Source organism: Burkholderia sp. Ac-20379 (assembly GCF_017104645.1).
GTDB lineage: Bacteria > Pseudomonadota > Gammaproteobacteria > Burkholderiales > Burkholderiaceae > Burkholderia.
The window spans coordinates 1-12,209 of sequence record NZ_JAAGPF010000222.1; the positions used below are offsets into that span (position 1 = coordinate 1).

The following is a 12,209-nucleotide window of genomic DNA, read 5'->3' on the forward strand; positions in this document are numbered from 1 at the left end:
GTCGAGCGCGTCGGCACGCGCCAGCGCCGCATCGCGCTCGGCGGCCAAGCCGCGCGCGGCGTCGCGCGCCTGCACGAGTTGGCCGCGCAGCACCACAGCCGCCACGATCGCCGCCACGGCGATCAGCGCGCACACGGCCACCAGAATTCCTGCTTGCATCATCGACATCCCGTCATGCCCGGTCGATCGCCGGATCCTCGTCGCGTTGCGATGCGCCGTCGCTCGTCGCGTCGTCGCCCATGCTGTCCACCGCGAAGCGGTCCGGCAGGCTGACGATGGTCTGGAAGCGGCGGAACTCGGCGCCGTGCCGGTCGTCCGTGAAGCGCAGGGCGATGCTGCCGCCGGCGCGCATGATGAAGCTGCGCACGGCGTCCATGCCCACCCCGCGGCCCGACACGTCGGTCACGGCGCTGGCGGTCGAGAAGCCCGGGCGGAAGATCAGCGCGGCCACGGCCTCGTCGTCCTTCGCCAGGTTCGCGTCGTCGAGCCAGCCGCGCTCGGCGGCGATCGCGCGGATCCGCCCCAGCGCGAGGCCGCGGCCGTCGTCGCTGACGGTGATCTGCACTTGATCCGCATCGACGCCCATCTCGATGTCGATCGTGCCCGCGTCCGGCTTGCCGGCCGCGCGGCGCGCCTCGGCCGATTCGATGCCGTGGTCGAGCGCGTTGCGCAGCAGGTGCATGAAGGTGTCCTTGACGATGCTGGACGCTTCGCTGCGCAGGCGGTAGCCGTTGTCGTCGATGCGCACAACCGGTTCGGCCTTGCCGAGATCCTGCGCCAGCGCCGGCAGCGAATCGGTCACGCCCGCGATCATCTCGCCGAGCGATTCGGTGCCGAGCAGGCGCAGCGTGCCGGCCACGGAATCGCGCAGCGTCATCCAGCGGTGCGGATCGGCCGGATCGGCGGATTCGAGCAGGCGCAGGCTTTCGTCGATGCGCTCGCGCTCCACCACCAGATAGCGTTCCGATTCGACCGGCGCGCCCGGGCCGCGGCGGCCGAGGCTGACGGTGTTGATCGTCGCGTAGTTGTCGAGCGCCTCGCGCACGCGCGCCAGGTCGGTCATCAGCTCGTGCTGATCCCAGGCGCGTTCCGCATCGGCGCTGCGCAGTTCGTCGTACACCTGCTCGGCCTCATGCACGATGTCGGTCAGATGCGCCAGGCTGTACGTGCGCGCGTTGCCCTTGATGGTGTGCATGTTGCGGAACAGCTCGGCCAGCGCGGAGCTGTCGGCATGTTCGTGCTGGCGGATGATGCGTTCGTTCTCGTGCAGGAAGCCCGTGGCGCTCTCGACGAAATCGTGGAACTTGTCCTGGCTGACCGAGAGAATCTCGCCGATCATTTCCAGGCGGCGGCTCTGCTCGTTGGCCTGCGCCGACAGCGCGCGCAGTTCGGTCACGTCGCGCACGCACAGCATCAGGCGCACGATGGTACCGGTTTCGTCGGTGATCGCCGACCACGACAGATCCAGGAACTTGTCCGCGCCGTTCGGCATGCGCTTGGCGATGTCGGTCACGAGCAGATGCTGGTTGAACTCGAAGTTCATGCCGTCTTCGCCGAGGCACGCGTCGATCGCGGCGTCGATCTGCGACAGGCCGTCCGAGCCCACGTTCGAATCGCCGAACACCAGCTCCATCGCCGGGCGGCCGGCGATGTCGTCGGTTTCGAAAATGCGTTCGAGGAAGGCCGAATACTCGCGATGCACCGTGCCGCCCGGCACGATCGTCAGAATGCCCTGCTGCATGTTCTGCAGCATCGCCTGGATGTCGGCGGTGCGCTGCTTGAGCGCGGCGGCGTTGCGCTGGATCGTTTCGATCATGCCGTTGAACGCCTCGATCGAGCGGCCGATTTCGTCCTTGCGGCCCACCGGCACGCGGCGCGTGAAATCCTGGCTCGTGGCGATCTCGCTCATCATCGCCTGCATGCGGCCGAGCGGCTGCACGATCTGGCGATAGAGCATCAGGCCCACGCCGATCAGCACCACGATCACCACGCCCGCGACGATCGCGATCGTCAGCGTGGTGGTGGCCAGCATGCCGTTCAGCGTCGAGATCGCGTCGTCCTTCTGGCGGTTCTTCTCGATGCGCAGCGTCTTGATGATGCCGTCGAGTTCGTCGCGGTATTCCGCCACGTTCGCGAACAGATAAGCCTGCGCGAGTTCGTTCTTGCCGGCCGTCTTCATCTTGGCCGTCTCGTGGATCGCGTCGAAGTAGTTCTTCAGGCTTTCACGGGCCTGATCGACCAGGCCCGACTGGGCGTGGCTGGCGGCCGAGCGGGCTTGCGCGTCGAGTTCGGCGCGCAATTGGGTTTCCTTCGCGCCGAGTTCGGCATTCGCCTGCGACACCATGTTCGCGTCGGGCGCGTAGACGAGCGTCATGGTCGCGATCTGCACGTCCTTCACGTCGGACACGAGATCGGACGAAGCCAGTGCGCTGGGCACCACGCCCTGCGTCACCTGACGCACGCTCGCGGCACTGCGCTGCGCCTGGAATACGGCGTAGCCGCCGATCGCCGCGAGCGCGACGAACATCAGCGCGACAAGCAACGTAATGCGAAGTCGGATGGTCATGTGAATCCCCGTAGCAGCAATATGTTTTTGGCCCGGCGGTCCGGCGCGTGGCAATCGCGACGGCAAGACGAATCCGCAGGCGGGCGCATTATGGCGACCGGGTTATGACCGAACGATGACCTACGCGGAAACGCTTGCGCAAACGATTATTTCCACGAAGTCGGCTTCTCGAAGCCTAAAGTTCTCGGGTTCGTTGCCGTTAATAGGTGCCGCTCTTGTTTGGCGAGGCGTGCCGGCGCCCTCGCCGACGCCGCCGTTCGATGCCCCCGCCGCGGCTTCGCCACCGCGTTTTGCGCCGTCCCGCCCCGGCGCCGATCCTGCCGCACCAGTTCGCCCGCGCCGAAAATCTCGAAAATTTCACGATACGGAACGTTGCCGTGTCTCGTGAAAAATCGTGGTGCGGGGCACCAATTCGCGGTTTCACGATGCCGCAGAACGTTCCACATCTTGAAATTAAAATTTCAAGCCGTTGTTTTTATTGAGTTATTTTTGTTTCGAGCAGGCGCTCTACGCACTCGATCCGGCGTCGAAGCGCACGTAGACTGGTTTCCATGGATCGACGCAACGGAAGCCGCACCGCAAGACGCCGCCTCCCCCGCGCCGAAGCAACAACCGATTATTTTTCGACTAGGAAGCGGAGGTGTGTCATGAAGGGTTTTCGTTACGGATCGGACCAGGGATCGTTCTACATCCTGCCGGGCAACGACGGTTGGGAAGCGACGTTCGGCAACGACTCGCTGGGCGAATTCCAGAGCCCCGAGCATGCGGTGGACTATCTGGCGCGCGGCGTGAACTGCCCGGCGCTCGACGAAGTGGACACCTCGACGCTCGACATCCCCGAGCAGATCGACGATTGGGAGATCGTCCATGTGTAAACGGCAACGGGAGGCGCGCGCATTGCTGCGCGGCCTCCCGTCCGGCCAGCCGATCCCATGCAGCGATCGGCCCGGCCCGCGGCGCGTGCGGTGAAACCCACCCACGCGCCGTGTTTCATGCGGCGCCCGCCCGCGCGCTCAAGGCGCACGTCGCGGCGGCCGCTTCACGCCGGTACTCAGGCGATCGCGTCGATCACGCCGTTCAGCGTGGCGCTCGGGCGCATGGCCTTGCTGGTCAGCTCGACGTTCGGACGATAGTAACCGGCGATGTCGACCGGCTTGCCCTGCGCCGCACCCAGCTCCTCGACGATCTTGGCTTCGTTTTCCGTCAGCGTCTTGGCGACGCCGGCGAATTGCGCGGCCAGTTCCGCATCGTCCGTTTGCGCCGCCAGCGCCTGCGCCCAGAACAGGCTCAGGTAGAAGTGGCTGCCGCGGTTGTCGATGCCGCCGACCTTGCGCGCCGGCGAACGGTTCTCGTCCAGGAACTTGCCGGTTGCCTGGTCGAGCGTCTTGGCCAGCACCAGCGCCTTCGGGTTGTGGTACTGGTTGCCCAGGTGTTCGAGCGAGGCGGCCAGCGCCAGGAATTCGCCGAGCGAATCCCAACGCAGGAAGCCTTCCTCGTTGAACTGCTGGACGTGCTTCGGCGCCGAACCGCCCGCGCCCGTTTCGAACATGCCGCCACCGGCCATCAGCGGGACGATCGACAGCATCTTCGCGCTGGTGCCCAGTTCCATGATCGGGAACAGGTCGGTCAGGTAGTCGCGCAGCACGTTGCCGGTGACCGAGATCGTGTCCTTGCCGGCGCGGATGCGCTCGATCGAGAACTGCGTCGCTTCGACCGGCGGCAGGATGCGGATGTCGAGACCGTTGGTGTCGTGATCCTTCAGGTATTGCTCGACCTTCTTGATGATCTGGGCGTCGTGGGCGCGGTTCGCGTCGAGCCAGAACACGGCCGGCGTGTTCGAGGCGCGGGCGCGGTTCACGGCCAGCTTGACCCAATCCTGCACCGGCGCGTCCTTGGTCTGGCACATGCGCCAGATGTCGCCCGTCTGCACGGCGTGCTCGAGCAGCACGTTGCCGGCTTCGTCGGTCACGCGCACGGTGCCGTCGGCCGGAATCTGGAACGTCTTGTCGTGCGAACCGTATTCTTCGGCCGCCTGCGCCATCAGGCCGACGTTCGGCACGCTGCCCATCGTGACCGGGTCGAACGCGCCGTGCTTCTTGCAATCTTCGATCACGGCCTGGTAGACGCCCGCGTAGCAGCGGTCCGGAATCACGGCCTTGGCGTCGTGCAGCTTGCCGTCGGCGCCCCACATGCCGCCCGAATCGCGGATCATCGCCGGCATCGAGGCGTCGACGATCACGTCGCTCGGCACGTGCAGGTTCGTGATGCCCTTGTCCGAATTGACCATCGCCAGGTGCGGACGCTGTTCGTACTGGGCCTTGATGTCGGCTTCGATCGCTTCGCGCGTTTCGGCCGGCAGGTCCTTCAGGCGGGCGTACAGATCGCCGATGCCGTTGTTCGGGTTGAAGCCGATCTTGGCCAGCGCGTCGGCGTGCTTCGCGAGCACGTCCTGGTAGAACACCGAGACGACCTGACCGAACAGGATCGGATCGGACACCTTCATCATGGTGGCCTTCAGGTGAACCGAGAACAGCACGCCCTGGGCCTTCGCGTCGGCGACCTGCGCTTCGAGGAAGCTGCGCAGCGCGGCGCGGCTCATCAGCGAGGCGTCGATGATTTCACCGGCCTTCACGGTCGTCTTTTCCTTGAGCACCTTCTTCGTGCCGTCGGCGGTCGTCAGTTCGATCTTGACGTTGCCGGCCGTGCCGATCAGCGCCGATTTTTCGCTGCCGTAGAAATCGCCTTCGCTCATCGACGCGACGTGCGACTTCGAATCGGCCGTCCAGGCGCCCATCTTGTGCGGGTGCTTGCGTGCGTAGCTCTTGACCGACAGCGGCGCGCGGCGATCCGAGTTGCCTTCGCGCAGGACCGGGTTCACGGCGCTGCCCTTGATCTTGTCGTAGCGGGCCTTGACGTCCTTTTCGGCGTCGGTGGCGGCTTCGTCGGGGTAGCTCGGCACCTTGTAGCCTTGCGCCTGCAGTTCGGCGATCGCGGCCTTCAGCTGCGGCACCGAAGCGCTGATGTTCGGCAGCTTGATGATGTTCGCTTCCGGCTTCAGCGTGAGCTGGCCGAGTTCGGCGAGATCGTCGCTGATCTTCTGCTCGGGCGTCAGCGCCTCGGGGAAGACGGCGATGATGCGGCCGGCGAGCGAGATGTCGCGGGTTTCGACGGCGACGCCCGACGAGCGGGTGAAAGCCTTGACGATCGGCAGCAGCGAGTAGGTCGCGAGCGCCGGGGCTTCGTCGGTGAGGGTATAGATGATCTTGGACGAGGTGGACATGTTTGATGCGTTGCTACGAGAAAATTGACAGAAGATCGCTGACAGCGAACCAACCAGGGCCGCCTTCGCACCGACCGCGCAAGCAGAGCCGACAAACCTCATTCTCGCCCCGGCGACATCGGCCGCGCGCCGGGGTGGCCGGATCGCTCCGGCAATACCGCATTGGCTTACATGTTTTCGATCATCACGCCGCCGAAGCCCGAGCACGACACCTGCGTCGCACCTTCCATCAGCCGCGCGAAATCGTACGTGACGCGCTTTTGCTGGATCGACTTCTCCATCGACGCGATGATCAGATCCGCCGCCTCGGTCCAGCCGAGGTGGCGCAGCATCATCTCAGCAGACAGGATTACCGAGCCGGGGTTCACGTAATCCTTGCCGGCGTACTTCGGCGCCGTGCCGTGGGTCGCCTCGAACATCGCGACCGAATCGGACAAATTCGCGCCCGGCGCGATCCCGATCCCGCCGACCTGCGCGGCCAGCGCATCGGAAATATAGTCGCCATTCAGGTTCAGCGTGGCGATCACGTCGTATTCGACCGGGCGCAGCAGGATCTGCTGCAGGAACGCATCGGCGATCGAATCCTTGATGACGATCTCGGCGCCCGTTTTCGGGCTCTTCAGGCGCATCCACGGGCCGCCGTCGATCAGTTCGGCGCCGAACTCCTTGTTCGCCAGCGCGTACCCGTAGTCGCGGAACGCGCCTTCCGTGTACTTCATGATGTTGCCCTTGTGCACCAGCGTGACCGACTTGCGTTCATGGTCGATCGCGTACTGGATCGCCTGGCGCACCAGCCGCTCGGTGCCTTCGCGCGACACCGGCTTGACGCCGAGCCCCGAGCTTTCCGGGAAGCGGATCTTGGCGCCCATTTCCTCGCGCAGGAAACGGATCACCTTCTTCGCCTGCTCCGATTCGGCCGGCCACTCGATGCCGGCGTAAATATCTTCCGAATTCTCGCGGAAGATCACCATGTCGGTTTTCTCGGGCGCGCGCACCGGCGAGGGCACACCCTTGAAATAGCGCACCGGGCGCAGACACACGTAGAGGTCGAGCTCCTGGCGCAGCGTGACGTTCAGCGAACGGATGCCGCCGCCGACCGGCGTGGTGAGCGGGCCCTTGATCGAGACCACGTAATCGCGCACCGCCTGCACCGTCTCGTCGGGCAGCCAGACATCCGGGCCATACACGCGCGTGGCCTTCTCGCCCGCGAAAATCTCCATCCAGTGAATCTTGCGCTGGCCGCCGTAGGCCTTTTCGACCGCGGCGTCGACCACCTTCAGCATCACCGGTGTGACGTCGATGCCGACGCCGTCGCCCTCGATGTAAGGGATGATCGGCTGATCCGACACGTTGAGCGTCAAGTCCGGGTTGACGGTGATCTTGTCACCGCCCGCCGGAACCACGATGTGCTGATACGGCATGGTCGACTCCAGTGAATGGCTGGGCTGATTGAAAAAGCGTGTTGTTGCCTGGCTGATGCACAGAAAACGTTGCCCGCTATTCTAGCGCCCGGACCGGATGCGACGGCGCGAGACGCGCTCGCCCTGCCGCCGACCATCAAGTCTTATATAAGACAAAAGACTTGGCGTTCCGTATTATGCATTAAGATTCCGCCATTTGCCATACGACGCGGCGCGCCCCGCCCAGCCTCCCTCATGCCCCTGATCGCCCTCAACAAACCGTTCGGCACGATCTGCCAGTTTTCGGCGCACGAAACCCGGCCGTCGCTCGGCGACTGGGTCCGCACGCCCGGCGTCTACCCGGCCGGCCGGCTCGACGCCGACAGCGAGGGCCTGCTGCTGCTGACCGACGACGGCGCGCTTCAGGCGCGCATCGCCGAGCCGCGCCACAAGCTCGTCAAGCGCTACTGGGCGCAGGTCGACGGCGCGCCCGACGACGCCGCGCTGAAGGCGCTGGCGCGCGGCGTCGACCTTGGCGACTATGTGACCAAGCCGTGTCGCGCCGATTACGTCGAGCCGCCCGAATCGCTGTGGCCGCGCACGCCGCCCGTGCGCTACCGCGCCGCGATCCCGACCACCTGGATCGAACTGTCGATCACCGAAGGCAAGAACCGCCAGGTGCGCCGCATGACGGCCGCGGTCGGCTTTCCGACCTTGCGGCTGGTGCGCGTGGGGATCGGCGCACTCGATCTGTTCGCGCTCGGCCTCGCGCCCGGCGAGACCGCCGCGCTGCCGCCGCGCGCGCCCTGGGACGGTTTTGCCCCCGGCGCATGAAAGTTTCGTGAACGCGTCAACCGATCGTTTCGAGCAGCCGTTAAGTCATGCAGATGCCGACCGAGCTATCCGGCATTGGCGCCAAGCCGCGGTGAAAACGTCGTTCGCGACCGCCACCCCGCAGCCGTGTCCGCAGCGCAGGGAAAAAATTTCCTGTCGCGTCTGTCAACCGAAAGGTGGATGGCCTCGTTAGACGAATTGACTCCTATGCCGGGTCATTTGGTTAATTAACTAAAGCTGAGGAAATACAAAATGAACAAACTGATCGCCGCTCTGGTCGCTGGCCTGTTCGCAACGGCTGCATTCGCACAAGCTTCGGCTCCGGAAGCTGCTGCTCCGGCAGCTGCTTCGGCACCGGCGAAGAAGGCAACGCACAAGAAGCACCACGCTGCCAAGAAGCACGCAAAGAAGAAGGCAGCTGCAAGCGACGCAGCAGCACCGGCCGCTGCTTCGAACTAAGTAAGCAGGCTGTAAGCAGCGTCGGGGGCCTGTAGTCCGGCTCCCACCCTGTTGAAAGGCAGATCCCCGCAAGGCGATCTGCCTTTTTCTTTATGGGTCCGGCAACGGGCCCGCGCATGCTGCATCGCGCCGCGTGCATCGCGTACCATGCAGCCCTCGATTACCCGTTCAGGAGTTTCGTCGTGCGATTTTCCCCGCGCTCTTCGCTCGCCCGTCTGGCGCGAGCCGCCGTGTTCCCCGTCGCGCTCGCGCTGGCCGCCGGCGGCATCGCCCCCGCCTTCGCCCAGTCGAACGGCATCCCGCCGGGCGCGAAGCAGCCGAACGAATTCCCGCGCGCCAAGCTGCGCGTCGGCATGTTCGTGATCGACGCCGCCGTCGCCGCGAACGAGGCCGACCGCGAGCAGGGGCTGATGTACCGCAGCCAGCTCGCGCCGAACGAAGGGATGGTGTTCGTCTTCAACGAGAATGCCGTCCATTGTTTCTGGATGAAGAACACGCTGATCCCGCTGTCGATCGCGTTCATCCGCGCCGACGGCACCATCACCGACATCGACGAGATGCGCGCCGAAACCACCGACAACCATTGCCCGCGCAACAACGGCGTCTACGCGCTCGAAATGCCGAAGGGCTGGTTCGCGGCCAAGGGCATCAAGCCCGGCATGAAGATCGACGGGCTGCCGGCGCCGCAATAAGCCTGCCCGGCTACTCACGCCCCGTTCGCACGACGGCGGCGCGCACCGGTTCCGGCCGGGCGCGCCGCCGTTTTCGCGTCCGCGGCAGGCCGGCCCGAAATCGTTCTCCCTGCACGCATTCCGGTTTCTCGCCGGCCGGCGCGGCATCTTCCGCCCTCCGAATTCCCCGTCAGCCCCGCCCCGCATGGCTCGCCGGCCGATCGCCCCACCCCGGCACCCGCCGCGTGCCGCCGCTTGAATCGCCCGCCTGCGTCCCCACCTGCAAAAGCCACGAGCACAAGCTATGCTTGAAGGCTTGCAAGTTGTCGCCGAACCGGCCATGTCGGCCGGCTCCGACTCATCCAGGAACCATCAGGAGGTTCACGTGCCCCGCAAAACCCCCATCGAGCGCTATAGAAATATCGGGATCAGCGCTCACATCGACGCCGGCAAGACCACGACGACCGAGCGCATCCTGTTCTACACCGGCGTGAGCCACAAGATCGGCGAAGTGCATGACGGTGCGGCCACGATGGACTGGATGGAGCAGGAACAGGAGCGCGGCATCACGATCACGTCGGCCGCGACCACCGCGTTCTGGAAGGGCATGGCCGGCAACTATCCCGAGCACCGCATCAACATCATCGACACCCCCGGGCACGTCGACTTCACGATCGAGGTCGAGCGCTCGATGCGCGTGCTCGACGGCGCGTGCATGGTCTACGACTCGGTGGGCGGCGTGCAGCCGCAGTCGGAAACCGTCTGGCGCCAGGCCAACAAGTACAAGGTGCCGCGCATCGCGTTCGTCAACAAGATGGACCGCATCGGCGCGGATTTCTTCCGCGTGCAGAAGCAGATCGGCGAGCGCCTGAAGGGCGTGGCCGTGCCGATCCAGATTCCGATCGGCGCCGAGGATCACTTCCAGGGCGTGGTCGACCTCGTCAAGATGAAGGCGATCGTGTGGGACGACGAAAGCCAAGGCGTGAACTTCAGCTACGAGGAAATCCCGGCGAACCTGGCCGAGGTGGCCCGCGAATGGCGCGAGAAGATGGTCGAGGCGGCCGCCGAATCGAGCGAGGAGCTGCTCGAGAAATACCTGGCCGATCCCGATTCGCTGAGCGAGGACGAGATCAAGGCCGCGCTGCGCAAGCGCACGGTGGCCAACGAGATCGTGCCGATGCTGTGCGGCAGCGCGTTCAAGAACAAGGGCGTGCAGGCCATGCTCGACGCCGTGATCGACTATCTGCCGTCGCCGGTGGACGTGCCCGCGATTCTCGGCCACGACTTCGCCGATCCCGAAAAACAGGCGGAGCGTCATCCGAGCGACGACGAGCCGTTCTCGGCGCTCGCGTTCAAGATCATGACCGACCCGTTCGTCGGCCAGTTGATCTTCTTCCGCGTCTATTCGGGCGTGGTGGAATCGGGCGACACGCTGCTCAACGCGACCAAGGACAAGAAGGAACGCCTCGGCCGGATCCTGCAGATGCACGCCAACGAGCGCAAGGAAATCAAGGAAGTGCGCGCCGGCGACATCGCGGCGGCGGTCGGCCTGAAGGACGCCACGACGGGCGACACGCTGTGCGCCGTCAACGCGCCGATCATCCTGGAGCGCATGGAATTCCCCGAGCCGGTGATCTCCCAGGCCGTCGAGCCGAAGACCAAGGCCGACCAGGAAAAGATGGGCCTCGCGCTGAACCGCCTGGCACAGGAAGATCCGTCGTTCCGCGTGCAGACCGATGAGGAATCGGGCCAGACGATCATCTCCGGGATGGGCGAGCTGCACCTCGAAATCCTGGTCGACCGGATGAAGCGCGAGTTCGGCGTGGAAGCCACGGTCGGCAAGCCGCAGGTGGCGTATCGCGAAACGATCCGCACCACGGCGAAGGATGTCGAAGGCAAGTTCGTCAAGCAGTCGGGCGGGCGCGGCCAGTACGGCCACGCGGTCGTCACGCTCGAGCCGAATCCGGGCAAGGGCTACGAGTTCCTCGACGAGATCAAGGGCGGCGTGATTCCGCGCGAGTACATCCCGGCTGTGGACAAGGGCATCCAGGACACGCTCAAGAGCGGCGTGCTGGCCGGCTACCCGATCGTCGACGTGAAGGTGCACCTGACGTTCGGCTCGTACCACGACGTGGACTCGAACGAAAACGCGTTCCGCATGGCCGGTTCGATGGCGTTCAAGGAAGCGATGCGCCGCGCCAAGCCGGTGCTGCTCGAGCCGATGATGGCCGTGGAAGTGGAAACGCCCGAGGACTTCATGGGCAACGTGATGGGCGACCTGTCGAGCCGGCGCGGCATCGTGCAGGGCATGGACGACATCGCGGGCGGCGGCGGCAAGCTGGTGCGCGCCGAAGTGCCGCTGTCGGAAATGTTCGGCTACTCCACGTCGCTGCGTTCGGCCACGCAGGGCCGCGCGACCTACACGATGGAGTTCAAGCAATACGCCGAAACGCCGGCCAACGTGTCGGAAGCGGTGATCAGCGCCAAGGGCCGTTAAGCTCAGGCCCGAGCGCCATCGAGCCCGTCCCGTGTGGACGGGCTTTTTTTCGCCCGTGCTGGGGCGGCGGCGGTTCAGCGCCGGCCGGGCGACGAAGCATCGTCGGCCGGCTCGGCCTCGACGGCGTCGATCACGCGGTGGCCGGGCGCCACCCCGCCGCCGTCCAGCTCCTGCCGCCGCATCGCGCGCCATGCCACCCAGATCGGAAGAGCGTCGTGGAGGGAAAGAGGGTTGGTGGCAGGGTAGATCTCGGGGGTCGCCGTATCATTAAAAAAAAAAAAACATCGTACCGCTTGCCGATCTCCTCCCCTTCCACCACCACACCACCCCTTTTTTCTCTTCTTTCCTTCTTCCCCATACCCGTTTCCCACCTTTCGTCTCTCTCCTCCCCTCTCCGTCCCCGCCCTCCCTTCTTCCTGCCTCCTCTCACTACTTCTCCCTCTCGCTCGCCTTTCTCTTCTTCACCCATTTGTTCCGCATTCTCACTCCCCTCCCTCTCTAT

8 protein-coding genes are annotated in these 12,209 nt (G+C 65.2%); 5 read left to right on the forward strand and 3 right to left on the reverse strand.

The genetic code is table 11. The features are described 5' to 3' along the window. Positions 1-172: 172 nt before the first annotated feature. Entirely contained in the window at positions 173-2,566 is a 2,394-nt protein-coding gene (locus tag G3N92_RS23365) for an ATP-binding protein (RefSeq protein ID WP_206129954.1), read from the reverse strand. A 647-nt stretch (positions 2,567-3,213) separates the two neighbouring features. Between G3N92_RS23365 and G3N92_RS23370 the strand changes: the two genes are divergently transcribed. Further along, complete coding sequence (locus tag G3N92_RS23370; protein ID WP_206129955.1) at positions 3,214-3,441, forward strand: hypothetical protein; 228 nt, start codon at positions 3,214-3,216, stop codon at positions 3,439-3,441. Positions 3,442-3,617: 176 nt separating this feature from the next. Here G3N92_RS23370 and G3N92_RS23375 read toward each other — a convergent pair whose 3' ends face one another. Then, on the reverse strand, positions 3,618-5,846 hold the full coding sequence (locus G3N92_RS23375) for an NADP-dependent isocitrate dehydrogenase (protein ID WP_206129956.1): 2,229 nt from the start codon (positions 5,844-5,846) through the stop codon (positions 3,618-3,620). 167 nt (positions 5,847-6,013) lie between these two features. Continuing rightward, positions 6,014-7,267 carry an NADP-dependent isocitrate dehydrogenase gene (gene icd, locus G3N92_RS23380; RefSeq protein ID WP_206129957.1) on the reverse strand — a complete coding sequence of 418 codons (1,254 nt, stop codon included), beginning with the start codon at positions 7,265-7,267 and terminating at the stop codon, positions 6,014-6,016. A gap of 234 nt (positions 7,268-7,501) precedes the next feature. Between icd and G3N92_RS23385 the strand changes: the two genes are divergently transcribed. The 4 genes from G3N92_RS23385 (at position 7,502) to fusA (ending at position 11,707) form a co-directional block, all read left to right on the forward strand. After that, a complete protein-coding gene (locus G3N92_RS23385; protein WP_206129958.1) occupies positions 7,502-8,080 on the forward strand; it encodes a pseudouridine synthase in 579 nt (192 codons plus the stop codon). Between the two features lie 252 nt (positions 8,081-8,332). Continuing rightward, positions 8,333-8,539: a hypothetical protein gene (locus G3N92_RS23390; protein WP_206129959.1), complete on the forward strand. Its 207-nt coding sequence runs from the start codon at positions 8,333-8,335 to the stop codon at positions 8,537-8,539. A gap of 182 nt (positions 8,540-8,721) precedes the next feature. Further along, a complete protein-coding gene (locus G3N92_RS23395) occupies positions 8,722-9,231 on the forward strand; it encodes a DUF192 domain-containing protein (RefSeq protein ID WP_206129960.1) in 510 nt (169 codons plus the stop codon). 364 nt (positions 9,232-9,595) lie between these two features. Beyond that, entirely contained in the window at positions 9,596-11,707 is a 2,112-nt protein-coding gene (gene fusA, locus G3N92_RS23400; RefSeq protein ID WP_206129961.1) for an elongation factor G, read from the forward strand. Positions 11,708-12,209: the final 502 nt, after the last annotated feature.